25 protein-coding genes are annotated in these 23,635 nt (G+C 63.6%); 11 read left to right on the top strand and 14 right to left on the bottom strand.

What is annotated here, in order from left to right; all coding sequences use genetic code 11:
* The 7 genes from ACE3TY_RS15610 (at window position 1) to ACE3TY_RS15640 (ending at window position 8,604) form a co-directional block, all read left to right on the top strand.
* Complete coding sequence (locus ACE3TY_RS15610) at window positions 1-2,400, top strand: aldehyde dehydrogenase family protein (RefSeq protein WP_374654580.1); 2,400 nt, start codon at window positions 1-3, stop codon at window positions 2,398-2,400.
* Between the two features lie 87 nt (window positions 2,401-2,487).
* Entirely contained in the window at window positions 2,488-2,943 is a 456-nt protein-coding gene (locus ACE3TY_RS15615; RefSeq protein ID WP_374654582.1) for an RbsD/FucU family protein, read from the top strand.
* Window positions 2,944-2,959: 16 nt separating this feature from the next.
* Window positions 2,960-3,895, top strand: coding sequence for a ribokinase (locus ACE3TY_RS15620; RefSeq protein ID WP_374654584.1), 936 nt, complete (start codon window positions 2,960-2,962; stop codon window positions 3,893-3,895).
* A complete protein-coding gene (locus ACE3TY_RS15625) occupies window positions 3,895-4,767 on the top strand; it encodes a carbohydrate ABC transporter permease (protein WP_374654586.1) in 873 nt (290 codons plus the stop codon). The genes ACE3TY_RS15620 and ACE3TY_RS15625 overlap by 1 nt, the downstream gene beginning before the upstream one ends.
* Complete coding sequence (locus ACE3TY_RS15630) at window positions 4,764-5,792, top strand: carbohydrate ABC transporter permease (RefSeq protein ID WP_374654588.1); 1,029 nt, start codon at window positions 4,764-4,766, stop codon at window positions 5,790-5,792. Before ACE3TY_RS15625 ends, ACE3TY_RS15630 begins: the two co-directional genes overlap by 4 nt.
* Window positions 5,793-5,851: 59 nt before the next feature.
* Window positions 5,852-7,423, top strand: a complete 1,572-nt coding sequence (locus ACE3TY_RS15635; protein WP_374654590.1) for an extracellular solute-binding protein — start codon at window positions 5,852-5,854, stop codon at window positions 7,421-7,423.
* Between the two features lie 89 nt (window positions 7,424-7,512).
* The gene (locus ACE3TY_RS15640; RefSeq protein ID WP_374654592.1) at window positions 7,513-8,604 is read left to right on the top strand and encodes an ABC transporter ATP-binding protein; all 1,092 of its coding nucleotides are present in this window, start codon (window positions 7,513-7,515) and stop codon (window positions 8,602-8,604) included.
* A gap of 12 nt (window positions 8,605-8,616) precedes the next feature.
* On the opposite strand, the gene ACE3TY_RS15645 is transcribed toward ACE3TY_RS15640, so the two are convergent.
* Window positions 8,617-9,402: a carnitinyl-CoA dehydratase gene (locus ACE3TY_RS15645; RefSeq protein ID WP_374654594.1), complete on the bottom strand. Its 786-nt coding sequence runs from the start codon at window positions 9,400-9,402 to the stop codon at window positions 8,617-8,619.
* Window positions 9,403-9,733: 331 nt separating this feature from the next.
* Between ACE3TY_RS15645 and ACE3TY_RS15650 the strand changes: the two genes are divergently transcribed.
* Window positions 9,734-10,240: a phasin family protein gene (locus tag ACE3TY_RS15650; RefSeq protein WP_374654596.1), complete on the top strand. Its 507-nt coding sequence runs from the start codon at window positions 9,734-9,736 to the stop codon at window positions 10,238-10,240.
* Between the two features lie 128 nt (window positions 10,241-10,368).
* Here ACE3TY_RS15650 and ACE3TY_RS15655 read toward each other — a convergent pair whose 3' ends face one another.
* The 6 genes from ACE3TY_RS15655 to ACE3TY_RS15680 all read right to left on the bottom strand — a co-directional run bounded on the left by ACE3TY_RS15655 (window position 10,369) and on the right by ACE3TY_RS15680 (window position 13,636).
* Complete coding sequence (locus ACE3TY_RS15655) at window positions 10,369-10,818, bottom strand: hypothetical protein (RefSeq protein WP_374654598.1); 450 nt, start codon at window positions 10,816-10,818, stop codon at window positions 10,369-10,371.
* A 297-nt stretch (window positions 10,819-11,115) separates the two neighbouring features.
* Window positions 11,116-11,616 (bottom strand): F0F1 ATP synthase subunit B, encoded by a 501-nt coding sequence (locus tag ACE3TY_RS15660; protein ID WP_374654600.1) that lies wholly within the window; start codon window positions 11,614-11,616, stop codon window positions 11,116-11,118.
* Window positions 11,616-12,107 carry a F0F1 ATP synthase subunit B' gene (locus ACE3TY_RS15665; RefSeq protein WP_374654602.1) on the bottom strand — a complete coding sequence of 164 codons (492 nt, stop codon included), beginning with the start codon at window positions 12,105-12,107 and terminating at the stop codon, window positions 11,616-11,618. The genes ACE3TY_RS15660 and ACE3TY_RS15665 overlap by 1 nt, the downstream gene beginning before the upstream one ends.
* Before the next feature lie 96 nt (window positions 12,108-12,203).
* The gene (gene atpE, locus ACE3TY_RS15670) at window positions 12,204-12,428 is read right to left on the bottom strand and encodes an ATP synthase F0 subunit C (protein WP_374309412.1); all 225 of its coding nucleotides are present in this window, start codon (window positions 12,426-12,428) and stop codon (window positions 12,204-12,206) included.
* Window positions 12,429-12,496: 68 nt separating this feature from the next.
* Window positions 12,497-13,240, bottom strand: a complete 744-nt coding sequence (locus ACE3TY_RS15675) for a F0F1 ATP synthase subunit A (RefSeq protein ID WP_374654604.1) — start codon at window positions 13,238-13,240, stop codon at window positions 12,497-12,499.
* A gap of 75 nt (window positions 13,241-13,315) precedes the next feature.
* On the bottom strand, window positions 13,316-13,636 hold the full coding sequence (locus tag ACE3TY_RS15680; protein WP_374654606.1) for an AtpZ/AtpI family protein: 321 nt from the start codon (window positions 13,634-13,636) through the stop codon (window positions 13,316-13,318).
* Between the two features lie 421 nt (window positions 13,637-14,057).
* On the opposite strand from ACE3TY_RS15680, the gene ACE3TY_RS15685 reads away from it, so the two are divergent.
* Window positions 14,058-14,372, top strand: a complete 315-nt coding sequence (locus ACE3TY_RS15685; protein ID WP_374654608.1) for a hypothetical protein — start codon at window positions 14,058-14,060, stop codon at window positions 14,370-14,372.
* 29 nt (window positions 14,373-14,401) lie between these two features.
* Here the strand turns inward: ACE3TY_RS15685 and ACE3TY_RS15690 are convergent, their stop codons facing one another.
* The 5 genes from ACE3TY_RS15690 to ACE3TY_RS15710 all read right to left on the bottom strand — a co-directional run bounded on the left by ACE3TY_RS15690 (window position 14,402) and on the right by ACE3TY_RS15710 (window position 20,019).
* The gene (locus tag ACE3TY_RS15690) at window positions 14,402-14,725 is read right to left on the bottom strand and encodes a type II toxin-antitoxin system RelE/ParE family toxin (RefSeq protein ID WP_374654610.1); all 324 of its coding nucleotides are present in this window, start codon (window positions 14,723-14,725) and stop codon (window positions 14,402-14,404) included.
* Window positions 14,722-15,027 (bottom strand): type II toxin-antitoxin system Phd/YefM family antitoxin, encoded by a 306-nt coding sequence (locus tag ACE3TY_RS15695; protein ID WP_374654612.1) that lies wholly within the window; start codon window positions 15,025-15,027, stop codon window positions 14,722-14,724. Before ACE3TY_RS15695 ends, ACE3TY_RS15690 begins: the two co-directional genes overlap by 4 nt.
* A 68-nt stretch (window positions 15,028-15,095) precedes the next feature.
* Entirely contained in the window at window positions 15,096-18,560 is a 3,465-nt protein-coding gene (smc, locus tag ACE3TY_RS15700; protein WP_374654614.1) for a chromosome segregation protein SMC, read from the bottom strand.
* A 29-nt stretch (window positions 18,561-18,589) separates the two neighbouring features.
* Window positions 18,590-19,276, bottom strand: coding sequence for a DsbA family protein (locus tag ACE3TY_RS15705; RefSeq protein WP_374654616.1), 687 nt, complete (start codon window positions 19,274-19,276; stop codon window positions 18,590-18,592).
* A gap of 215 nt (window positions 19,277-19,491) precedes the next feature.
* Window positions 19,492-20,019, bottom strand: a complete 528-nt coding sequence (locus ACE3TY_RS15710; protein ID WP_374654618.1) for a DUF721 domain-containing protein — start codon at window positions 20,017-20,019, stop codon at window positions 19,492-19,494.
* 26 nt (window positions 20,020-20,045) lie between these two features.
* Here ACE3TY_RS15710 and mutY point away from each other — a divergent pair, with 26 nt between their 5' ends.
* A complete protein-coding gene (gene mutY, locus ACE3TY_RS15715; RefSeq protein WP_374654620.1) occupies window positions 20,046-21,113 on the top strand; it encodes an A/G-specific adenine glycosylase in 1,068 nt (355 codons plus the stop codon).
* A 103-nt stretch (window positions 21,114-21,216) separates the two neighbouring features.
* Here mutY and ACE3TY_RS15720 read toward each other — a convergent pair whose 3' ends face one another.
* Both ACE3TY_RS15720 and ACE3TY_RS15725 read right to left on the bottom strand, forming a co-directional pair.
* A complete protein-coding gene (locus ACE3TY_RS15720; protein WP_374654622.1) occupies window positions 21,217-22,320 on the bottom strand; it encodes a site-specific DNA-methyltransferase in 1,104 nt (367 codons plus the stop codon).
* Between the two features lie 53 nt (window positions 22,321-22,373).
* Window positions 22,374-22,997, bottom strand: a complete 624-nt coding sequence (locus ACE3TY_RS15725) for a ribonuclease HII (protein WP_374654624.1) — start codon at window positions 22,995-22,997, stop codon at window positions 22,374-22,376.
* Between the two features lie 155 nt (window positions 22,998-23,152).
* Between ACE3TY_RS15725 and ACE3TY_RS15730 the strand changes: the two genes are divergently transcribed.
* Window positions 23,153-23,635 carry a hypothetical protein gene (locus tag ACE3TY_RS15730; protein WP_374654626.1) on the top strand — a complete coding sequence of 161 codons (483 nt, stop codon included), beginning with the start codon at window positions 23,153-23,155 and terminating at the stop codon, window positions 23,633-23,635.

Raw genomic sequence — 23,635 nt, forward strand, 5'->3', positions numbered from 1 at the left:
ATGAGTGTCGCCCGCTTTTTCGACGAGATGTCCTATGGGCCGGCGCCGGAAGCCGATGGTGAGGCACGCGCCTGGCTGAAGCGCCACGAGGCTGGCTTCGGCCATTTCATCGGCGGCGCCTTCGTGAAGCCGGCCGGCGGCCAGTTCTTCAACGCCATGGACCCAGCGACCGGCGCCATTCTCGGCCGCGTGGCGCAAGGCGATGCCAGTGACGTCGACAAGGCGGTCGCTGCCGCACGCAAGGCGCAAGGACCTTGGGCGAAACTTTCCGGCCACGCCCGCGCGCGGCATCTTTATGCCTTGGCCCGGGCGGTGCAGCGCCATGCGCGGCTCCTTGCCGTCATCGAGGCGCTCGATAACGGGAAGCCGATCCGCGAAACGCGTGATATCGACGTGCCGCAGGTGGCGCGGCATTTCTATTACCATGCTGGCTGGGCGCAATTGCAGGCGACCGAGTTCGCCGACCAGCTTCCGGTGGGTGTCGTCGGGCAGATCATTCCGTGGAACTTCCCGCTCCTGATGCTGGCCTGGAAGGTGGCGCCGGCCTTGGCGCTCGGCAACACGGTGGTGCTGAAGCCGGCCGAGTTCACCTCGCTCACGGCACTGCTCTTTGCCGAAATCGCCGCCGCTGCGGGGTTGCCGGCCGGTGTGCTCAACGTCGTGACCGGCGATGGCAGCACGGGTGCCACGCTCGTCGGCCATGAAGGTATCGACAAGATCGCCTTTACCGGTTCCTCTGAAGTGGGCAAGCTCATCCGCGAGAAGACGGCGGGGTCGGGCCAGTCTCTGACCCTGGAACTGGGCGGCAAATCACCCTTCATCGTGTTCGACGATGCCGATATCGATGGCGCCGTCGAAGGTGTCGTCGACGCCATCTGGTTCAACCAGGGTCAGGTCTGCTGTGCGGGTTCGCGCCTGCTGGTGCAGGAAGGCATCGCCGAAAAATTCCTTTCCCGCCTCAAGCGCCGCATGCAGAATCTGCGCGTGGGACTCCCGCTCGACAAGGCGATCGATATGGGCGCCATCGTGGCGCCGGTGCAGTTGGAGCGCATCAAGTCGCTGGTGGCGACCGGTGTCGCCGAAGGGGCGGAACTCTACCAGCCGGATATCGACCTGCCCAAGGGCGGCTGCTTCTATCCGCCGACCTTGCTTTCCAATGTGCAGACGGCGGCGACCGTGGCGCGGGAAGAGATTTTCGGGCCCGTCCTGGTGTCGATGACTTTCCGCACGCCGGACGAAGCGGTGATGCTGGCCAACAATACGCGCTATGGCCTGTCCGCCAGCGTGTGGAGCGAGACCATCGGTCTGGCACTCGATATCGCACCCAAGCTGCAGGCGGGCGTGGTATGGGTCAATGCCACCAATCTGTTCGATGCCGCGGTCGGTTTTGGTGGCTATCGCGAATCCGGTTATGGACGCGAGGGCGGCAAGGAAGGTGCCTATGAATATCTGAAGCCCAAGGCCTGGGCCGGCCGCAAGCCGCGCGTGGCGGCGGAAGCGCCCAAGGAAGTCGAAAGCGTCGCCAGTTTCGATTTGCCGGTGCTCGATTTGCCGGTGCTCGATCGGACGGCGAAGCTCTTCATCGGCGGCAAGCAGGCGCGCCCCGACGGCAATTATTCGCGCGCCGTATTGTCGCCCAAGGGCGTTCGCCTTGGTGAAGTGGGCGAGGGTAATCGCAAGGACATCCGCAACGCGGTCGCCGCCGCGCGCGGTGCCGAGGGCTGGTCGAAGGCGACCGCCCATAACCGCGCCCAGATCATGTATTACCTGGCCGAAAATCTCTCGGCGCGCGCCGATGAATTTGCCGGCCGCATCGCCGCCATGACCGGTGCCACCAAGGCCAAGGCGGTGGCGGAAGTCGAAGCCAGTATCGCGCGGCTATTTTCCTATGGCGCCTGGGCCGACAAGTTCGAAGGCAGCGTGCATCAGCCGCCCTTGCGCGGTGTCGCTTTGGCGATGAACGAGCCCATCGGTGTGGTCGGCGTAATCTGCCCCGACGAGGCGCCGCTGCTGGCGCTCATTTCGCTGGCAGCGCCGCTCATTGCCATGGGCAACCGCGTCGTGCTGGTGCCGTCGGAGCGGCATCCTCTAGCCGCCACGGATTTCTATCAGGTGCTGGAAACCTCCGACGTGCCGGCCGGCGTCGTCAACATCGTGACCGGTGCCGCGAAAGACCTCGCAAAGACTTTGGCCGAACATGATGATGTCGATGCGGTCTGGGTCTTCGGGACCAAGGAGAATGCCGCGCTGGCGGAGAAGCTGTCGGTCGGAAACCTTAAACGCGTGCTGACGGATCAGGGACTTGTCACCGATTGGTTCGCACCGGAAGCGGCCGAAGGACCTATCTTCCTGCGCCATGCCGTGCAGGTGAAGAACATCTGGATTCCCTATGGTGAGTGAATAGAGTGAAGGCCGAAGGCGGCGCCATGAATCGCCAGCGACGATAAAAAGGCCGGGGACGATAAAGATAAAAGGGAGGAATGGGACGTGCTGAAGAATATCAATCCGCTGCTGAACGCGGATCTGCTCTATGCACTGCGCGCCATGGGCCATGGCGACCGGCTGGTGCTGTGCGATACCAACTTCCCGGCCGATTCCGTCGCCCGCGAAACCACGCTCGGCAAGCTGCTGCGCATCGACGGCGTCACCACTGCCGAGGCGACGCGCGCCATTCTTTCCGCGATGCCGCTCGACACCTTCATCCCGGATGCGGCGATGCGCATGGAGATCGTCGGCAGCCCGAAGGAAGTGCCGCCGGTACAGCGGGAAGTGCAGGCCGAAATCGACCGCGCCGAGGGCAAGTCCTGGCCGCTGGTGCCGGTCGAGCGCATGGCCTTCTACGAGATCGCCAGGAAATCCTATTGCGTGATCGCCACGGGTGAGCGCCGTTTCTACGGCTGCTTCATGTTCACCAAGGGCGTCATCCCGCCGGAAGCGAAATAAGGGAGCGGCGCACATCATGAGCGGGGGACGGGAAGGCGTCTGCATTCTGGGGATCTTCGTCGCCGATCTTGCCTTCATGGGCGACCGGATGCCGAAGGTCGGCGAGACGATCGCCGGGTCCGGCTTCAAGATGGGGCCGGGCGGCAAGGGTTCGAACCAGTCGGTGGCGGCGGCACGCGCCGGGGCCAAGGTCACCTTCATCACCAAGATCGGCCGTGACACGTTCGGCGAGATCGCGCAGAAGACCTGGGCCGATGTGGGCATCAAGGCCGAGATCGGCATCTCCGAGGCGGATCCAACGGGTGCCGCTTTCATCTATGTGAACGACAAGACCGGCGAGAACGCAATCATCGTCTATCCGGGTGCCGCCGGCACCTTGTCACCGGCCGATGTCGAGGCTCATGCCGCGCAGATTCGCGGTGCCAAGGTGTTCGTCACCCAGTTGGAGCAGCCGGTGGCGGCCGCGCAGCGTGCCCTCGCGATCGCCAAGGCGGCAGGTGTCACGACCGTTTTCAACCCGGCACCGGCGGAAGCCTTCCCGGATGCGATCTATTCCTTGTGCGATTACATTGCCCCCAATGAGAGCGAAGCGGCGGCCATCGTCGGATTTCCCCTGGAATCGATGGAAGATGCACGCCGCGCCGGCGATGCGATTCTGACCAAGGGAGCTGGCCACGCCCTCATCACCCTGGGCGAGCGTGGGGCGCTGCTCCATTCCAAGTCGGGCTCGGTCCATGTGCCGGCGGTCTCGGCCGGCACCGTGATCGACACGGCCGGGGCGGGCGACGCCTTTGTCGGCGGGTTCGCCGCGGCGATTGCCGGTGGTGTCGCCCCGGCGGAAGCAGTACGCTTCGGTTGCACGGTCGCCGGAATTTCGGTCACGCGCCGTGGCACCGCGCCGGCCATGCCGTCGCGCGCCGAGATCGATGCTCTGCTGGCCAAGGTAGCGTGATGCGCAACGATCCGATAAAGTATTTCTTCATCTGGCCGGCCCTCTTTGTGGTGCTGGCGGTCTCGATCTTTCCGCTGATCTATTCGCTCACCACCAGCTTCATGAGCTTCCGCCTGGTGCCGCCGACGCCGCCGCGCTTCATTGGCCTCGAGAATTACGGCAACCTGCTCGCCAATCCGCGCTTCTGGCATGTGACGCTCACCACCAGCATCATCGCCTTCGTCTCGGTAGCCATCCAATATGTGATCGGCTTTGCCGTGGCGCTGGCGCTTCATGCCAAGGTGCCGGGCGAAAAGCTGTTCCGTGTCGGTTTCCTGATGCCCATGCTGATCGCCCCGGTCGCGGTGGCCCTCATCGCGCGCCAGATCTTCAACCCGACGCAAGGTCCGCTCAACCAGTTCATGACGTTCCTGGGCTTCCCGAACCTGCCCTTTCTGACCGATACCTATTGGTCCATCGGCGCCCTCATCACGGTCGAGGTCTGGCAGTGGACGCCCTTCATCATCCTGATGCTGCTTGCTGGCCTCGCCACCCTGCCGGACGATGTCTATGAGGCGGCCTCGCTGGAGAATGCCAGCCCCTGGCGGCAGTTCTGGGACATTACGTTCCCGATGATGCTGCCCATCTCGGCGGCGGTGGTCTTCATCCGCCTCATCGAGAGCTACAAGATCATCGATACCGTCTTCGTTCTGACCGGCGGCGGGCCGGGCATCTCGACCGAGACCCTGACGCTCTTTGCCTATCAGGAGGGCTTCAAGAAGTTCAATCTCGGCTACACCTCGGCGCTCTCCTTCCTCTTCCTGATCGTCATCACGGTCATCGGCGTGGTCTATCTCGCGATCCTCAAACCCTATCTGGCGAAGCATCGATGAGCACTCGAACCCTCAACGGCCCGTCACGCTGTTTCGCCCTGCTCGGCATCCTGTTCTGGGCGCTGTTCACCCTGTTCCCGCTCTATTGGGTGGTGGTGACCTCGTTCAAGACCTCGCTTTCGGTCGTTGGCCATGCCACGTTCATCCCCTTCATCGATTTCGAACCTTCGCTGCAAGCCTGGCGTGAGCTGTTCTCCGGCGAACGCGGCGAGTTCTTCAACAATGTCATCGCCTCGACCATCATCGGCCTGACCTCCTCCGTGCTGGCGACCGCCATCGGCGCGATGGCGGCCTATGCGCTGGTGCGCTTTCCCTTCAAGGTCAAGCTTGCCTCCGGTCTCGTCTTCTTCATCGTCGCCTGCGGCGGCTATCTCGCCTTCTACAATGCCTTCGGCTTCAGCCGTGCCGCGGCGATGATCATCGCCTTCGCGGCCGCGCTCATCCTGTCGCTGGCCACCAACCGCCTGCGCGTTCCCGGACCGGTACTGGGCAACGAGGACATCATATTCTGGTTCGTCAGCCAGCGCATGTTTCCGCCCATCGTCGCGGCGTTCGCTCTCTTCCTGATGTATACGGAGGTCGGCCGTCTGGGCTTCAAGATGATCGATACCTATGTCGGCATGGTCCTCGCCTACATTGCCTTCAGCCTGCCGATCGTCGTCTGGCTGATGCGCGATTTCTTCGCCGCCTTGCCTCTCGAAGTGGAAGAGGCGGCGATGGTCGATAATGTGCCCTCATGGCGCATCTTCACCGGCATCGTGCTGCCGATGTCGGTGCCGGGTCTCGTCGCCACCTTCATGATCACCCTGGCCTTCGTGTGGAACGAGTTCCTGTTCGCACTCTTCCTCACCAATGCCAAATGGCAAACGCTTCCCATCCTCGTCGCCGGCCAGAACAGCCAGCGCGGCGACGAATGGTGGTCGATTTCCGCCGCCGCCCTGGTCGCCATCATTCCGATGATGATCATGGCGGCGTTGCTGAGCAGGCTCATGCGGTCCGGTCTGCTGCTCGGTGCCATTAAATGACCGCCTGATCGACGTTCACTGAACTAGCCAATCAACCAAGAGAGAATGGGAGTGAGGACATGAGAAAATTTCTGCTCGGCGCGACGGCGATGATTGCGCTGTCGTTCACCTTGAGTGCCTGCGGCGAGGAAAAGAAGGAGGAGGCGCAATCCTCCACCAACGCCACCACCACGACCGAGACATCGCAGGCTGCACCGGCCACCTCCGAGGCTGCCAATCAGACGGCGGCGGCGCCCGCGACGGGATCATGCTCGCCGGATTATTCCGGCGTGACCCTGACCGCCGCCTCGCAGACCGGTCCCTACATCGCCTCGGCCCTGCAGAGCGCCGGCGAGGAATGGTCGAAGAAGACCTGCGGCAAGGTGAACGTGGTCGAATTCCCCTGGTCGGAACTCTATCCGAAGATCGTCACCTCGCTCTCCTCTGGCGAAGTGAATTTCGACGTGGTGAGCTTCGCCCCGGCCTGGTCGCCGGACTTCACCGACTTTCTCGCCGAAGTGCCGGAAGCCATGCGCAAGGGTGCGGCCTGGGACGATATCGCGCCGATCTACCGTGAACAGCTGATGGTCTGGAACGGCAAGACGCTGTCGCAGACCATCGACGGCGACGTCCATACCTATACCTACCGCATCGACCTCTTCGAGGATCCGAAGGAGAAGGAGGCGTTCAAGGCCAAGTATGGCTACGACCTCGCCGTGCCGCAGGATTGGAAGCAGTATCTCGACATCGCCGAATTCTTCACGCGCCCAGACCAGGGCCTGTGGGGCACGGCGGAAGCCTATCGCCGCGGCGGCCAGCAATTCTGGTTCTTCTTCAGCCATGCGGCGTCCTACACCAACATTCCGGGCCAGAAGGGCGCGATGTTCTTCGATCCGGACACGATGGATGCCAACATCAACAATCCGGGCTGGGTGCGGGGCCTCGAGGAATATGTGAAATCCTCGAAGCTGGCGCCGCCCAACGCGCTCAACTTCTCCTTCGGCGAAGTGAACGCGGCCGTGGCAGGCGGCCAGGTCGCCCAGTCGATCGGCTGGGGCGATACCGGCGTCATCGCGGCGGACCCGAAGCAGTCGAAGATTTCCGGCAAGGTAGGGTCGGCCGTGCTGCCGGGCGCCAGCGAGATCTACGACTACAAGACCAAGGAATGGAAGAAGTTCGACCATGTCGTCAAATCGCCGTTCATGGCGTTCGGCGGCTGGCAGGCGGCGGTGCCCGCTTCCTCGAAGAACCAGGAAGCTGCCTGGAACTACATCGAATTCCTCTCCAGTCCGGAAATCTCCGGCAAGGCGGCGATCACCGGCGGTACCGGTGTGAACCCCTATCGCGTCTCGCACACGACCAACCTCGAACTATGGTCGAAGCTGTTCAGCGAGCGCGAGGCGAAGGAATATCTCGCCGGCCAGGCTGATTCGCTTGCCGCCGAGAACGTCGTCCTCGACATGCGTCTGCCCGGCTACTTCTCCTACACCGAAGTCGTTGAGATCGAGCTTTCCAAGGCTTTGGCCGGCGAAGTCACAGCGCAAGCGGCGCTCGACAATGTGGCCAAGGAATGGAATCGCCTGACCGACGAATTCGGCCGCGACAAGCAGCTCGCCGCCTATCGTGCTTCGATGGGTCTGCCGCCGAAGTAATCGGGCGGTGCAAGTTAGGTTAGACTGAACGCGATCCCGCCCCGGCATTTCGGCCGAGGCGGGATCGCCCAACACAGAAGAAGACGCCCATGGCCCGCGTAAGCCTCGAACGCATCACCAAATCCTTTGGCGATGTCACCGTCATTCCGCCGCTCGATCTTGAAATCGCCTCGCGCGAATTCGTCGTTCTGGTCGGGCCTTCGGGCTGCGGCAAGACCACGACGTTGCGCATGGTCGCGGGGTTGGAAACGGCCAGTTCGGGCACCATCCGCATCGGCGACCGGGACGTGACGCAGCTGCGCCCGGGCCTGCGCAATTGTTCGATGGTGTTTCAGAATTACGCGCTCTATCCGCATATGACGGTGGCCGAGAATATCGGCTATGGCATGAAGGTGCGCGGCACGGCGGCGGGTGAAATCGAGACGGCGGTGAAGAATGCGGCGCGCATTCTCAACCTCGATCCCTATCTTGAGCGGCGCCCGAAACAGCTTTCCGGCGGCCAGCGCCAGCGCGTCGCCATCGGCCGCGCCATCGTGCGCAATCCGGATGTGTTCCTGTTCGACGAGCCGCTCTCCAATCTCGACGCCAAATTGCGTATCGAAATGCGCACCGAGATCAAATCGCTGCACCGGCGCCTGCAGACGACCGTCGTCTATGTGACCCACGACCAGGTCGAGGCCATGACCATGGCCGACCGTGTCGTCGTCATGAATGGCGGGCGCATCGAACAGGCAGCCGACCCGATCACGCTCTACGAGAAGCCGTGCAACCTGTTCGTGGCCGCCTTCATCGGTGCGCCCAGCATGAATTTCATCGAGGGTGAGCTGGCGCAAGGCGATGGCGGTATCGCCTTCGAGACGGCCGGCGGCGTCAGCATCCCGGTGCCCGCCTCGCGCCAGGCCGCTTACGCCCCGCATCTGGGTGCCAGGGTCGTGGCTGGCATCCGCCCCGAGCATACGGTGGCCGGCGGCCGCACATTGCCGATCGTCGAACTCAAGGTGCGCGACGTGGAGCCCCTGGGGCCGCATACGCTCCTGATCGGCACCGTTGGCGAGGCACCCTTCACCGCGCAGGTGGCCGCCCAGACCAAGGCGGCGGCCGACGACACGGCGCTCATACCGATCGATGCCGAAAAGATGCATATCTTCCAGAAGGAAACGGGCGCCGTCATTCCCGCCTGAAGATACCGCCTCTCAGCAGCCTTTCCAGACGGGCTTGCGCTTCTCGGCGAAGGCCCTGGCGCCCTCGATCTGGTCCCGGCTGCCATAGAGCTTCTGGATGGTGGGAAAGTTGCGCTGGCCGATCTGCGTCATCACGCCGGCAAAATCGCGGTTCTCGGCGGCGCGGGCCACTTCCTTGATCGCGGCATAGACGAGTGGCGGCCCGTCGGCCAGGATTTGGGCAAGCGCCCGCGCGCGGGCCATCAGATCGGCGGCGGGGACCACCTCGTTGACCAGGCCCCAGCGCTGCGCCTCGGCCGCCTCCATCCAGCGGCCGGTGAAGAGCAGATCCATGGCGATGTGATAGGGGATGCGCTTGGGCAGCTTGATCGTCGCCGCATCGGCCAGCGTGCCCGAGCGGATTTCCGGCAGGGCGAAGCGCACATGGTCGGCGGCGACGATGAGGTCGGCCGCGAGCGCCAACTCGAAGCCGCCACCCACGGCCATGCCGTTCACCGCGGCAATGACCGGCTTGTTGAGATCGGGGAGCATCTGCAGCCCGCCGAAGCCACCGACCCCGTAATCCGCATCCGGCGCTTCACCTTCCGCTGCAGCCTTGAGATCCCAGCCGGCGGAAAAGAACTTCTCGCCCGCTCCGGTCAGGATGGCCACGCGCAAACCGGGATCGTCGCGGAAGCCGGCGAAGACCTCGCCCATCCTGCGGCTGGTCGGCGCGTCGATCGCATTGGCCTTGGGCCGGTCGAAGACGACTTCCAGGATGGCGCCATTGCGGCTTACGCGCAGGGGGTGATCGGTCATATTTTCTTTCTCCCTCAATCCCGCCCCGACTCCGTGGGGCCCGGCATAATCCTGAATCTCCGGTATGGCGGCAATGGCAGCGGTCGACCGAGCGGGTGATTGACCGGGCAGCGGGTTGGGCAGCGCCGCGACGAACCCGCGCAGTCAAGTCATTGCCATCACTCTGTAAGAAGACTGTAATGTATTGTTCTATAATGGATTTTAAGTAGTTTGTGCACCGCAACAAAAAATCCCTTGATTTTGCGCCATCTCTGCCTCATATAGAGCCTCAGATTGTGCACCGCACAATGAACCCATAGCATCAGAACCGTTTCACTGAGGAGACGCCACCATGGCCAAAGCCCAGACCACGTTCGAGAGCACCCCGACCCCGACATTCCCGGATTTCACCAAGTTCGACTTCGCCAAAGCTCAGGCGGATTTCGGCAAGTGGTTCGGCGATTACAGCAAGGCCTTCACCAACGGTAAGGCCCTGTTCGACATCGACGGTGTCGTCGCGGCCCAGAAGAAGAATTTCGAAGTCCTGACCGCCGCCAATCAGGCCGCGTTCGAAGGCGTCAAGGCCGTTGCCCAGCGCCAGGCCGAAATCGCCCGCAAGGCGGTCGAGGAGTTCGGCAAGGTAGCCAAGGAATTGGCCGAGCCGACCAGTGCCGAAGAGAAGCTCGTGAAGCAGGCCGAGATCACCAAGGCCGGTTTCGAGCAGGCCGTTTCGAACCTGCGCGAGATCACCGACCTCGTGCAGAAGTCGGGCACCGAAGTCGCCGAGCTGATCCAGGGCCGTTTCGTCGCCCAGATCGACGAAGTGAAGGCCGCGATCGCCAAGGCCGCGAAGAAGTAAGCCAGCTCGATCCTGCCCCGCGGCGCGCAAGCGCCGTGGAGCGGTCGAAAGTATGAAGCCGCCCGCATCGCAGGATGCCGGGCGGCTTTTCGTTGGGGCCAGAGCTCTTTGTGGGGGCCAGGGGGCCTTCAGGAAAGGCGCCGCAGCGCTTCGTCCTTGCTGGCCGGGTCGGCGGCGATCGGTGTTTCCGGCGGCGCAATGGGCTTTCCGCCGATCCGGTCCGTCAGCGCGGCAATGAAGAGCGCGGCAAGGCCAAGACCCAACACCGCAGCACCCGCCACAAGGATCCTGCCGCCCATGGACAGGCCGGCCGGACCCAGAAACCAGATCACGATCAGAAAGGCGAGGAGCCCCCCCAGGGCAAGCAGGCCACGCCCGCGCCATTTCCCGGCGGATGCCACAGGCGACTGGCGCCACAGTTCGGCATCGATCTGCCGGCGCAGCAGCGCACGTCGCAATTCCTGCTTGGCTTCGCGCGCCCGCACATAGCTTTCCGCCACCTTCTCGACCTGGCGTTCGGTGGTAGTGATCTCGGCGGCCTTGGCCGCCTCCCGGGCATCGAGTGGCAACGTCATCATGTCGACCCCGCATGGGCGGCGGGCAAATCGCCCATGCAGCCTGCGCTAATGGATCGCGGCCCGTGAGGACCGCCCTTTCCCGCATCTTCCGCGCAAGCAGTTAAAGAATGGTCCACGTTGGAGCGCTTACCCGGGTAATCTATCCGAATAGCGAAGGGGCGGCCACAAATTTGGAGATCGTGCCACCCGTACGCGGTACGTGCTGGCGGCATGCCGGCGTCGAAACCCCGGTACGGCAAAGAAAAGGGCCCGGATCTTTTCGATCCCGGGCCCTTCGTTCCCTCGATGCCGTCTTGCTCAGTGCAGGCGGGTATCGACATCCTTGATGGCTGCGTCGATCAGGGCGCTCGCACGGCCCTCGTTGAGGCTGGCCGCAATCAGCTTCCTGGCGGCGGCCGTGGCCACATCGACCGCTTCGCGGCGGACTTCGGCGATGGCGGCGGCTTCGGCCTGGGCGATCTTCTCCATCGCCAGCTTTTCGCGGCGGGCGAGGGCCAGATCCAGATTGGCGGCAGCTTCCGTGGCCTGGCGCTGGGCGACGGCTTTGGCGGTTTCGACGATCTCGGACGCTTCCCTGAGAGCATCCTTCTGCTTGCGCTGATACTCGGCAAGCAGGGCCTGCGCCTCGTCCTTAAGCTTCTGCGCTTCGTCGAGATCTGCTTTGATCTTGATCGCGCGCTGGTCGAGCATCTGGGCGACAACCTTCCACAGCTTCGGACCGGCGAAGGCGAGGAAGATCAGGCCGCCGACATTGACCCAGAAATGCGGGTCGGCAAGCATGCTGGCTTCATGTTCCATCAGGCGCGCTCCTTGACCACGGCTTCGACCGCGGCACCCGCCGCAGCCTGATCGACACCGGTACCGGCCAGCTTGGCGGAGATGCCGGCGGCCAGATCCGTCGCGATCAGTTTCACCTGCGCCATGGCTTCGGCCTGGGCGGATTTGATGCGGCCCTCGGCGGTGCGGGTCTGCTCGCCCAGGCGCTTGGCGAACTCGCCTTCGCGGCGGGCGGTCTCGGCGGCGACTTCCGCTGCGGCCTTGGCCAGTTCGGCCTGGGCCTGCGCCTTGGCGTCGGCGATCGCCTTTTCGTAAGCCGCCAGTACGCCGGCGGCATCGGCCTTGAGCTGTTCGGCCTTGGCGAGGTTGCCTTCGATGCGCTCGGCGCGCTGGTCGATGATATTGGCCACTTTCGGCAGCGCGAATTTCGACATCAGCACATAGAGCGCCACGAAGGTCAGGACCAGCCAGACCAGCAGCGGCGAGAAAATGGCGGGATCGAATTGGGGCATTGCTCCCCTCCCAACTGAAAATTACAAACTGGCCGGCGTCAGAACTCGCGCCGGCCAGCCGTAGATCGCAACGTTAGTCAGATCGTCCGAACGGGCTTAGCCGAACAGGATGATCATGGCGATGACGAAGCCGAAGAGGCCCGTGGCTTCGATCAGCGCGAAGGCGAGCATCGGGTTGACCTTCAGCTTGCTCTGGGCTTCCGGGTTGCGGAACGCACCCTCCATGTAGCTGCCGAACAGGTTACCGAGACCGACACCAGCGCCGCCCAGGGCGAGTGCCGCAATACCGGCGCCGATCATTTTCGCGGCTTCGAGTTCCATGATGGATGTCCTTTCTTGGGATTAACGTTGCTTGGTGTTGATGGAAAACTTCTTTCCCGGGTCTGCCTTCAGTGCGCCAGGTGAATGGCGTCGTTGAGGTAGATGCAGGTGAGAATGGCGAACACATAGGCCTGCAGGAGGGCAACCAGCACCTCGAGGGCGAAGATCATCGGAATGGCGACCAGCGGAATGGCGCCCAGTGCGAAGAACAGGCCGCCGAGGCCGACGACGAAAGTGCCGAGCACGCCCAGCATCACATGGCCCGCCACCATGTTGGCGAACAGTCGGACCGAAAGGCTGATCGGGCGGATGAGGTAGGAGATGACTTCCAGCGGAATCATCAGCGGCATCAGCCACATCGGCGCGCCCGCCGGGGCGAAATAGCTGAAATAATGCGCGCCGTGCTTCACGAAGCCGACAATCGTCACGATGGTGATGACCATGAAGGCCAAGGCGAAGGTGACGACGATATGGCTGGTAACGGTGATGGCGCCGAAGAGGCCGATGAGGTTGGCGCCAAGGATGAACATGAACAGCGAGAAGATCAGCGGAAAGAACTGCTTGCCGGCCGCGCCGGTGTTCTCCTTCAGGAGATTGGCGATGAATTCATAGAAAAACTCGACCATGCCCTGGAAGCGGCCCGGGACGATCGCCGCGTTGCGCATGCCGGCGACGATGAAGAGCGTGACCAGGCCGACCACCACCACCATGATGAGCGAGGCGTTGGTGAAGGAAGCATCGATACCGCCCAGATGGATGTCGGCGAGCGTCCTGATTTCGAACTGGGCGAGCGGTGAATGGGCTTCGGCCACGATGTCATCCCCGGTTGATGCCGCCCGCGAACCCGGCTGGACATGCATCCCAAGCCGGGCCCGAAGGGTCGACGCTTAACGTTGATCCTTCCTGGAAGCTTCCAATTGCTCCATCTGCCGCGTCACGCGCATCACATTGAGGACGCCCGCCGCCAGCCCCAGGATCATGAAAACCAGCATCAACCAGGGGCGCGTACCCAGCCATCCATCGATGACATAGCCGATCCCCAGACCCACCAGCAGGCCCGCCAGCAATTCGACGCTGAGGCGGAAGCCGTATCCCAGGGACGTGCCCTCGCGGGCCAGTTCCTGGCTGCCCGATCCCTCGATCCGCTCCCGCGCCGCCTTAAGCTTCGCGTCGAGCTGGTTCAGGTTATCGGGCTGCTGTTCGGTCATTGTCGCCGATCCTCAAGGTATCCCCCGAGCAACAAGCCGCTACCTCCGCCAATCGGAGGATCGGCGGAAGCGCGCGCAACATAGGCAAGGGGTGATAGGCTGTCAAGGTGATTTGGGGTGATCTAAGTGGTTGAATATAAATCGGAAAATTGACACCAACCAGGCCCTGCGGCGGGCTCGTCGGGAACGTTTCGGAATCGATCTTGTGCGATCAGCCGCCATGAAGGCTGCAGGTTTCCCGCATAGCGGCAGGAAAAGCCGCGCTGGCGCACGAAATAGGACAGATGTCGTGGGCTGAGCCGGGTGTCGCAATGCACAGTGAACAAGTCTTGCGTGTCCGACCTTGGACGGGACACGGATCTGCGACACTCTCCCGTCCAGGTACTCGAATCGGGGCGCCGGAACAAAGGGGAGCGGGGCTTTGCGGATATTCGCTGCGTTGGTCCTGGGCGCCGTCATTTGTGGCGGCGGCATGGTCCTCATGGTGCTGGCCGGTATCCTCGCAGCCCTCATCACCGAGCCATTCTATCCCTTCTGGAGTGCCTTCGCGCCCCTGGGCGCCGCGGCGACCCTGTTCACCGCCTGGCTCGCCGGCCGCGTGCCGGCCTGGCTCTATCCCACCCACCCGGAGCGGAAACGCTGGACCCGCATCGCCTGGGCCGTGTCGCTGGCGATCAGCGGCCTCTGGGGCTATGGCGTGGCGGATGTACTCATGTCTCCCATCCACTGGCAGTGAGTCCGGGTGTTGAGGTAGGCCAGGGCCGGTCAATCCAGCAGTCGGCGCAGCAGTAGCTCGCGCAGATCACGCCTGCCATCGGCGATCAGCAGGATGCGAACATCCTGCCCGTCGATGCGATACAGAATGCGGTAAGGCTTGAAGAAGCGCTCGCGTATGGCTGAAAACCCATAGTCGACAAGTTCCGGCGCCATCCGGCCGCGCTCCGGCATCGCCTCAAGGGCGCTCACAATGTCGAGGATACCGTCCAGCAGCCGGCCCGCGCCGGCCAGGGAGCTGTGACCAGCAATATAGGAAGCGATCTCCTCAAGGTCCCGGACGGCGCCGGCAGTGAGCTGAACGCGAAACGTCATTTGCGCTTTTGCCGATGGGGCTCCTGCGGCCGTTTGCTTAATTCGGTACGGATCTTCGCGATGGCGTCTCGGGCCGGAACGATTTCACCGCGGGCGATCTGCGCTTGGCCAAGAGCGATGATTTTGAGAAGAGCCAGGGTCTCCTGCGTCTTTTCGTAAGACGCTACATCCTGCAGGACGGCCTTGGCCTCGCCATTCTGGGTGATGACGATCGGCTGCTGGTCCTCGGCGAGCCGATCCATGATCTCGGCGGCATTGGCCTTGAGATAGCTGATGGGTTTGATCTGAGTCGACAATTTCATGGCAACCTCCAAACTCAGACCAAATATAGTCCGAATTCGGTCTGGTTACAACATCACCCCAGGCCGGTTTAAGACGCCGCTTTGAGATGCGCGATTTCCTGGAGGTCGACCGAGACCAGTTGGCTGACGCCGCGTTCCGCCATGGTGACGCCGTAGAGGCGGTCCATGCGGGCCATGGTCAGGCGGTGGTGGGTGATGACCAGGAAGCGCGTGCCGGAAGCTTCGGCCAGTTCCTGCACCAGATTGCAGAAACGCTCGACATTGGCGTCGTCCAATGGGGCGTCGACTTCGTCCAGCACGCAGATCGGCGCCGGGTTGACGAGGAAGACGGCAAAGAGCAGCGCCAAGGCGGTCAAGGCCTGCTCGCCGCCAGAGAGCAGCGACAGGATCTGCAGCTTCTTGCCCGGGGGGCTGGCGAAGATTTCGAGGCCGGCATCGAGCGGGTCTTCGGCTTCGGTCAACTGGAGGTGCGCCTTGCCGCCGCCGAAGAGGCGCGTGAACAGCGACGTGAAATGGCCGTTCACCAGTTCGAAGGCGGCGAGCAACCGCTCGCGGCCCTCGCGGTTCAGTGAGGCGATGCCCTGGCGCAGGCGCGAAATGGCGTTGATGAGGTCGGAACGCTCGGTCTGCATGCCGGCCAATTGCTGGTCGAGCTCGTTCGATTCCGTCTCGGCGCGCAAATTCACGGGGCCGATATTTTCGCGCTCGCGCAGCAATTTGGCGAGGCGCTGTTCGGTCTCGTCGCGGGCCGGCAGGCCTTCGCCGGGGTCGAGTTCAGCCAGCGCCAGCACTTCCTCGGGCGAGCATTCCAGCTTCTCGCGGATGCGCTCGGTCAGCGTGTCGGCCGCTTCCTTGGCCTGCTCGATCGCCGCCTCGGCACGGACGCGCTGCTCGCGCGCTTCGATGAGCTTGTGCTCCTCGCCCTTCAAACCGCGATCGGCCTCATTGAGGGCGGTTTCGGCGGAGGCCAGCGCATCGGCGGCATTGCGGCGCTTTTCCTCGGACACTTCGAGCAGGTCCATGAGGTCGCGGCGCTGCTGGGCGATTTCTTCCGGCAGCGCAGAGAGGCGCTCGATTTCCGCCTCGATATGCGCGCGGCGCTCGACCAGTTCATTGAGATGCTGTTGCGCCCGCTGGCTGCGGTTTTCCCAGGAGCGGAGCTCGTCGGCGATCGCCAGCAGTCTCTGCTGGCGCTGCTGCGCTTCGCGCTGCAGGCGATCGAGCGCCGAGCGGGCTTCGACCAGGCGCGTGCGGCGCTCGGCGACTTCGGGGCGGAGTTCATTGATGCGGTGGCGGGCCTGGTCGAGATCCGGCAATTCGGCACGCTCGGTGGCCGCCGCTTCCAACTGTCCTTCCAGTTCCGCAATGTCGCCGGCGACCGCTTCGGCCTGTTCGGCGATGGCGGCAAGGCGCGATTGCATCTGTGTCGCACGCTGTTCGACGCGGGCGGCGGCATCGCGTGCCTGGCGCGCTGAATTGTAGGCCGCCTGCAAGGTCTGGCGCTGGCTGCGCTCGCGGTCGATGAGGCCCTGCGCCTCGTCGCGCGCCGATCCGAACTGCGCCTCGACCTCGGCCAAGGCGCCTTCCGCGATCTGCAGGCTGCCTTCGAGCTCCCGCAAGCGATTGCGTTGCTTGAGGCGTGTGGCGGCGGCCGTTTCCGTGCCGGCGGCGATGGTGAAGCCGTCCCAGCGCCACATGGCGCCGTCCTTGGAAACGAGGCGCTGGCCCTGTTTCAGCTGCGTCCCCAGCGCGCGGCAGGTCGCTTCATCCTCGACCAGGCCGATCTGCGCGAGGCGCCGGCCAAGCGCTACCGATCCGGTGACAAACCGTGACAGCGGTTCGGCATTGCCGGGGAGCGAAGGTGCCCCGGCATCCGTTTCGCCCTCGCGCCAATGCGTTGGCGCCCCTAGATCGGTCGAGGCTTGCAGATCGTCGCCGAGTGCTGCGGCAAGGGCCGTTTCATAGCCCGGCGCCACGGTGAGGCTGTCAATGAGCGGCGGCCACATGTCGGCGTCGGAATTGGCGAAGATCGAGGAAAGCGCATCGACCTCGGCCTTCAGGCGCTGGCGCTGATCCTGCGCCTGTTGCAGCTGGGCGCGGGCCTGGCTTTCCGCTTCACCGGCAAGGCCGCGCTGCGCTTCGATCTCGGCCAAGACCGCTTGCGCTTCTTCAAGCGCTGCCTCGGCCTCGGCGACGGCGGCGCGGGCGGCTTGCGTTTCGGCATCGTTCGCGATCTCGGCGGAGAGGCGCTGGCGCTCGGCATCCACTTCCTGGGCGCGAAGCCCAAGCCGCTGGCGGCGTTGCTGCAATTCGTCGAGGCGACGGATGAGGGCCTGCGCGCGGGCTTCCGCGGCGGCGAGGTCCTGGGTGAGGCGGCCAAGCTCGGCCTCGCTCTCATCGACTTCGGCTTGTGCTGCTTCGACGCGGCGCTGCGTCTCTTCGGAAATCGCCGCTTCCTCGCCCGCGGTCTCCTCGATGATTCCGCGCTCTTCCGAGAGGCGCGCGGCGGCGGCCACGGCATCGTTGGTCAACGCCAGTTCGCGGCCGTGATCGGCCTCGTTCTCGCGCAGCTGCCGGTCGGCATCGGACCGCGCCTGGGCGATGCGCTCTTCTTCCTTGTCGAGGGCGCCGCGTGCGATGGTCAGGCGCTGCAATTCGGCGGCTGCTTCCGCTTCCGCCTGGCGGAGGCTCGGCAGAATGGTGGCTGCTTCCGTCTGGCGCGTCGCTGCGATGGCGGCGGCCGAGGTCAGCGAGACGACGGCGGTCTCGGCCGCCATCAAGGTCTTTTCCGAATAATCCAGGCGCTGGCGCGCATCCTGCCATTGCAGGTGGAAGAGGATCGCCTCGGCGCGGCGGATATGGTCCTGAAGGTTGCGGTAGCGCGAGGCCTGGCGCGCCTGCTTCTTCAACTGGCCGAGCTGGCTTTCCAGCGTGATGATGACATCGTCGAGGCGGGCGAGATTGGCTTCCGCCGCCTTCAAGCGCAATTCCGCTTCATGCCGGCGGGTGTGCAGGCCGGTGATGCCGGCTGCTTCTTCCAAGAGCGAGCGGCGGTCGGTGGGCTTGGCGTTGACGATGGCGCCGACGCGGCCCTGGCTCACCAGGGCGGTCGAATGGGCGCCGGCCGAAATGTCCTGGAACAGCAGCTGCACGTCTCTTGCGCGCGCTTCCTTGCCGTTGACCTTGTAGGTCGAACCCTCGCCGCGATCGATGCGGCGCGAGATTTCGAGATCGTCGCTCTCGTTGAACTGCGAGGAGGCGCGGCGGTCGGCATTGTCGAGCGTCAGGATCACTTCGGCGACATTGCGCGCCGGGCGGTTGCCGCTGCCGCCGAAGATGACGTCGTCCATCTCGCCGCCGCGCATGCGCTTGGCCGAGGTTTCGCCCATCACCCAGCGCAAGGCTTCGACCAGATTCGACTTGCCGCAGCCATTGGGGCCGACAATCCCGGTCATGCCCGCCTGAATCGAGAGTTCAGTGGATTCGACGAAGGATTTGAAGCCAGTCAGGCGGAGCTTGTTGAACTGGACCAAGGCACGCGTTCCCTAAGAAAACTTACTGATCAATTGGCCTTCGGCGCCAGCGCGTCGAAAATCTTGGCGAATTCCTCGAACGTCTTTTCGCCCTTGATGACGATGCCATTGACGACGAAGGTCGGCGTCGAATCCACCTTGAACGCCTTGTCGGCCTGCTCGGCCGAAGCGATGATCTTGTCCTTCATCGCCTTGTCGCTGAGGCATTGCTGGAAATCCTGGCCGTTGATGCCGGCCGCCGCCGCGATGCCGGCCAGGATCATGGCCGAATTCTCGTTGACCCACTGATCCTGCGTCGCGAAAAGCTGATCGGTCATGCCCCAATAGGCCATCGGCGAGACGCAATGGACCAGGAGCGAGGCCTGCACGGCCGGACCGTTCAGCGGGAAGTCGCGCATCACCAGCTTCACCTTGCCGGTATCGATATACTGCTTCTTGATCTCCGGCAGCACGTTCTTGTGGTGACGGGCGCAATGCGGGCAGGAGAGCGAGGAATATTCGATGAACGTGATGGGCGCGTTGGCATCGCCCAGCACCATGTCGCCTTCCTGGGCCTTCGTGGCGGGATCGTCGACCGGGGCGGGGAGGCCCGCCAGCGCCGGATTGTCACTGACGCCGGGTGCCGCACCGGGCCCGTAATGGGTCCAGGCATAGAAGCCGCCGACGCCCAGCAGGGCCAGCACCACGACACCGATCACCAGATTGCGTGCGTTCAACAGAGCCTCCATTTAGGCTCCCCAAATCCGACTTCGGACGGGAGACCGATTTCGCCGCTATTTGGCAGGATTCAGGTGGGCTTGCAAGCGAGGCCTCGGTGAGCGGCGCCGACCGCCAAAGCCCTCACATCAGAGGCGGCGGATAAGCCGTTGGATTCGGGCGAGTCGCTTGCTGTCCAGCCGGAATTTCACGGAAACGCAATGTTTTAGGGGTGTCAGACGCGCTTCGCCCTGGCCGCCCCGAGTCGCCGCAGGGCCTCGCGGATGTCGGGGTCGGTCACATGTGAAAGGTCGGGCTGGGCCACCGGGCCGGGGGCCGGCCGGCGTGCTTTCAGCGAGGATTTCTTACCCTCGCCGATCTCTATTCTGATCTCGGTGATGGCGGGATAGCCGAAATAACGCTGGATCCGCTCCAGGATGCGGGGCTTCAGATGCTGTATCTCCAGGCTCGCGGCGGGGCTCGCGCGCAAAGTGAGAGTGCCACCAGCGACATTGGGGGCAATCGTTCCCGCCGGCTTCTCGTCTTTTTTCGCCCGCGGCAGGCGCATCTTCACCGGAATGGCGAGGCGCGCGATATCCTCGCCGACGATCATTGTCCATTCACCGATGAGGCTCGCCTCGGCAAACCCCTTGCGCCCCAAAGCCAGCTTGGTGAGCGCCGGCACGGAACTGGCCAGCGCCGAAAGGCGGTTCTTCCGCCCGGCTTCTATTTTCTTCCCTGATTTTTCCTCTTGGGCGCTCATGGGGCCACAGTCTAAGGTCCGGCGCCATGCCGCGCAAACAGCCCAAAGCCATGACGACACCGGCCAGCGACTTGCTCGCCTGGTATGACCGGCATCGCCGGTATCTCCCCTGGCGCTCCGCCCCGGGCGAGACGGCCGATCCCTATCATGTGTGGCTCGCTGAAATCATGCTGCAGCAGACGACGGTGGTGACGGTCGGGCCCTACTATACGGATTTCCTCGCCCGCTGGCCGACGGTCGCCGATCTCGCCGCCGCACCGCTCGACGATGTGCTGACCGCCTGGGCGGGCCTCGGCTATTACGCCCGCGCGCGCAATCTGAAGAAATGCGCGCAGACCGTGGTGGCCGAACATGGCGGCCATTTCCCGCGCACCGAGGAAGGTCTGCTGAAACTCCCCGGCATCGGCCCCTATACGGCGGCGGCGGTGGCGGCGATCGCCTTCGACCAGCCGGCTACCATCCTCGACGGCAATGTCGAACGGGTGATGGCGCGCATCCACCGCGTGGCAACGCCTCTGCCCAAGGCCAAGGTGGAACTGCGCGCCCTCGCCGCGCGCTACACGCCGGACGTCCGCCCCGGCGACTACGCGCAGGCGATCATGGATCTCGGCGCCACGATCTGCACGCCGGCCAGGCCCAGATGTTTCTTGTGCCCGTGGCGCGAGACCTGCGCGGCGCATGCGGCAGGCGACATGGAATCCTTCCCCAGGAAATCGCCCAAGGCAGCGCGGCCGCAACGCTACGGAATCTGCTTCCTGATGCTCGACAAAGCGGGCCGCATCGCGCTCGAAAAACGGCCTGAAAAAGGATTGCTTGGCGGCATGGTGCAGGTGCCGACCAGCGATTGGCTGGGCAAGGTTTTCGACCAGGATACCGCCGCCGACCTCGCGCCGCTGAAAGCGAAATGGCGCCGCCTCGACGGCAGCGTCACCCACGTCTTCACCCATTTCGCCTTGCATCTGACGCTCTTCGCCGCAACGGGCGTCAAAGTGGATTCGCGCTACCAATGGGTCGGTATCGATCAACTCGGCAACGTGGCGCTTCCCAGCGTCATGCGGAAGGTCGTCGCGCACGGGTTGGCGAAACTGGTGTAGCGGGGTAAAGCCCTTCACCCCGCAAGCGGGGCGAGGGAGTTTTGACCGAACTCGCTCTGAAGCCCCTCGCCCCTCCGGGGAGAGGGGTTGGGGTGAGGGGACTTTAGTGCAGTTCCGCCCGCAATTGCTGGCGATAGTAGTCGATCGGGATCAGCTGGCCCTCACGCGGCACGCACCAGAATTGCCAGCCATTGCAGGCAGGCGCCCCTTGCACGGCGGCACCGACCTGGTGGATCGAGCCCCTGTGGTCGGATGAAATGAGCGTGCCGTCGGCGCGCACCTTGGCGGTGAAGCGGCCATTGGTGCTGGTCAACACGGTGCCGGGTTCCAGAAGGCCGCGTTCGATGAGCCAGCCGAAGGGAATGCGCGGTTCTTCGCGCTTGGCAATGATCTGCAGCATTTCCTTCTCGGGCACCTGTTGCACCTTTGCGATGCGGGCGCGGGCCGCCTTGATATAGTTGGGATCGCGTTCGATGCCGATCCAGCGACGCCCCAGTTTCTTCGCAACAGCGCCGGTGGTGCCGCTGCCGAAGAAGGGATCCAAGACCACGTCGCCGGGCTTGGTCGCTGCCATCATGATGCGGTAGAGCAGCGCTTCGGGCTTTTGCGTCGGGTGCGCCTTGGCGCCATCCTCACCCTTCAGGCGTTCCGAGCCGCTGCAGATCGGCATCAGCCAGTCGGAGCGCATCTGCAGATCGTCGTTGAGCGTCTTCATCGCCTCGTAATTGAACTGGTAGCGGCTTTCGGCGGATTTGGCGCACCAGATCATGGTTTCATGGGCGTTGGTGAAGCGTCGGCCGCGGAAGTTCGGCATCGGGTTGGTCTTGCGCCAGATGACGTCGTTGAGCATCCAGAAGCCCAGATCCTGGAGCTTGGCGCCGACGCGGAAGATGTTGTGATAGGAGCCGATGACCCAGAGCGACCCGTCATCCTTGAGGACCCGGCGCGCTGCCGACAGCCAGTCGATGGTGAACCGGTCGTAGGTCGCGAAGTCGGCGAACTTGTCCCAATCATTGTCGACCCCGTCGACACGGCTGTTATTGGGCCGGTGCAGATCTCCATTCAACTGAAGGTTGTATGGTGGATCGGCAAATATCATGTCGATCGACGCTTCGGGGAGCGAGTTCAAGGCTTCGATACTGTCCCCGCCGATGATGGAATCGAGGGGGAGAGTGGTGAGGTTTGGCTTCGGCGCTTTCTTTGTCATGGCGCCGATCCTCTGTCACGCGACTCGGGCTGTCAATGAGAAAGTGTTATGAGTCAGTTAGTTATCATAATGTTCTCAGAGATCGGTCTAAATGACCTGCGGTGATGGAGGGTGATCCCATGGGTCTGGATGGCGCGCAGATGTTCGGCCGTTCCATACCCCGCATTGCGCTCCCAACCATATACGGTATGGATGAGACTGAGCTGACTCATAATCTTGTCCCGCTCCACCTTCGCGAGAATCGAGGCGGCGGCGATGGAAAGCGATTTGGCGTCCCCCTCGACGATGCAGGTGGTGGGGCAGGACAGGATTGGCGCCCGGTTTCCATCGACGAGGGCATGGGCCGGTTTTTGCGCGAGGCCCTCGACGGCGCGGCGCATGGCCAGGTGCGTCGCCTCGAGGATGTTGATGCTGTCGATCTCAGCCACACTCGCCTCGGCGATGGCGAATTGGGCGATCTCGCGCAAGGCGGCGGCGATCTCGGTGCGCGCCGGAGCCGACAACTTTTTGGAATCATCCAGCCGCTTCTGCAGCTTCCTCGGCACCCGTGCCGGGTCCAGGATGACGGCGCAGGCCATCACCGGCCCGGCCAAGGGCCCCCGCCCAACCTCGTCGATGCCGCAGACCAGGGTGCCCCGTTCGCTCCCAGCTGCTATTTCAAACGACCAATCCGGCATCGCGCCAGCTCCCCCAGGCGACATTCTTGCCCGCATCATGCTGATGCCTGAGCGTGGGGACAATTCAAATCGCGCATGAAGCACAACTGAACATTGACGCAGAATCCAAGCTGCTCCTAAAAGATAAGCCGCCATGCGGGCGATAGGGGGTGAGTATGCGCGGGATGATCGGGAAGACGGCGGCGATCGCCACGCTGGCGCTGGCTGCAACAATGGCGATTGCATCTCATGCCGACGAGCCGGTTGCGGATGAAGGTGCCATCACCGACACCGCCGAGATCGAGGCGATCCTCTCCGGCCACACCATGTTGGGGTATTTTCAATATCGCGGGGAAGCGAAGGATCGCTGGACCGAATATCACTGCCCCAACGGCCAGTCGCGTTACATTCACGGTACGGATTTCCTGCGTGGCGTCTGGCGTGTCGGCAATGGCCGCGTCTGTTACACCTATGATCGCCCCAATCCGGGGGAGATGTACTGCTTCCAGCTCTTCAAGGACGCAGCCGGCCTCTACAAACTCCGCGACGCCGATCACCCGGCAGATGACTTCACGGTCTTCATCTCGGAAAGCCTGCCGGGCGACCCCTTCAAGCTGCAGAAGCTCGATGGTGGCTCTTGCGAAAATCTTTCGAGCTAG

The sequence above is a fragment of the Dongia sp. genome, assembly GCF_041918875.1.
Lineage (GTDB): Bacteria > Pseudomonadota > Alphaproteobacteria > Dongiales > Dongiaceae > Dongia.

Excerpts from the sequence above, each read along its gene's own strand:
- ACE3TY_RS15610 (WP_374654580.1), top strand. The coding sequence starts at position 1 with ATGAGTGTCGCCCGCTTTTTCGACGAGATGTCCTATGGGCCGGCGCCG.
- ACE3TY_RS15620 (WP_374654584.1), top strand. The coding sequence starts at position 2,960 with ATGAGCGGGGGACGGGAAGGCGTCTGCATTCTGGGGATCTTCGTCGCC.
- ACE3TY_RS15625 (WP_374654586.1), top strand. The coding sequence starts at position 3,895 with ATGCGCAACGATCCGATAAAGTATTTCTTCATCTGGCCGGCCCTCTTT.
- ACE3TY_RS15630 (WP_374654588.1), top strand. The coding sequence starts at position 4,764 with ATGAGCACTCGAACCCTCAACGGCCCGTCACGCTGTTTCGCCCTGCTC.
- ACE3TY_RS15635 (WP_374654590.1), top strand. The coding sequence starts at position 5,852 with ATGAGAAAATTTCTGCTCGGCGCGACGGCGATGATTGCGCTGTCGTTC.
- ACE3TY_RS15640 (WP_374654592.1), top strand. The coding sequence starts at position 7,513 with ATGGCCCGCGTAAGCCTCGAACGCATCACCAAATCCTTTGGCGATGTC.
- ACE3TY_RS15645 (WP_374654594.1), bottom strand. The coding sequence starts at position 9,402 with ATGACCGATCACCCCCTGCGCGTAAGCCGCAATGGCGCCATCCTGGAA.
- ACE3TY_RS15650 (WP_374654596.1), top strand. The coding sequence starts at position 9,734 with ATGGCCAAAGCCCAGACCACGTTCGAGAGCACCCCGACCCCGACATTC.
- ACE3TY_RS15655 (WP_374654598.1), bottom strand. The coding sequence starts at position 10,818 with ATGATGACGTTGCCACTCGATGCCCGGGAGGCGGCCAAGGCCGCCGAG.
- ACE3TY_RS15660 (WP_374654600.1), bottom strand. The coding sequence starts at position 11,616 with ATGGAACATGAAGCCAGCATGCTTGCCGACCCGCATTTCTGGGTCAAT.
- ACE3TY_RS15665 (WP_374654602.1), bottom strand. The coding sequence starts at position 12,107 with ATGCCCCAATTCGATCCCGCCATTTTCTCGCCGCTGCTGGTCTGGCTG.
- atpE (WP_374309412.1), bottom strand. The coding sequence starts at position 12,428 with ATGGAACTCGAAGCCGCGAAAATGATCGGCGCCGGTATTGCGGCACTC.
- ACE3TY_RS15680 (WP_374654606.1), bottom strand. The coding sequence starts at position 13,636 with ATGACCGAACAGCAGCCCGATAACCTGAACCAGCTCGACGCGAAGCTT.
- ACE3TY_RS15690 (WP_374654610.1), bottom strand. The coding sequence starts at position 14,725 with ATGACGTTTCGCGTTCAGCTCACTGCCGGCGCCGTCCGGGACCTTGAG.
- ACE3TY_RS15695 (WP_374654612.1), bottom strand. The coding sequence starts at position 15,027 with ATGAAATTGTCGACTCAGATCAAACCCATCAGCTATCTCAAGGCCAAT.
- ACE3TY_RS15710 (WP_374654618.1), bottom strand. The coding sequence starts at position 20,019 with ATGAGCGCCCAAGAGGAAAAATCAGGGAAGAAAATAGAAGCCGGGCGG.
- mutY (WP_374654620.1), top strand. The coding sequence starts at position 20,046 with ATGCCGCGCAAACAGCCCAAAGCCATGACGACACCGGCCAGCGACTTG.
- ACE3TY_RS15720 (WP_374654622.1), bottom strand. The coding sequence starts at position 22,320 with ATGACAAAGAAAGCGCCGAAGCCAAACCTCACCACTCTCCCCCTCGAT.
- ACE3TY_RS15725 (WP_374654624.1), bottom strand. The coding sequence starts at position 22,997 with ATGCCGGATTGGTCGTTTGAAATAGCAGCTGGGAGCGAACGGGGCACC.
- ACE3TY_RS15730 (WP_374654626.1), top strand. The coding sequence starts at position 23,153 with ATGCGCGGGATGATCGGGAAGACGGCGGCGATCGCCACGCTGGCGCTG.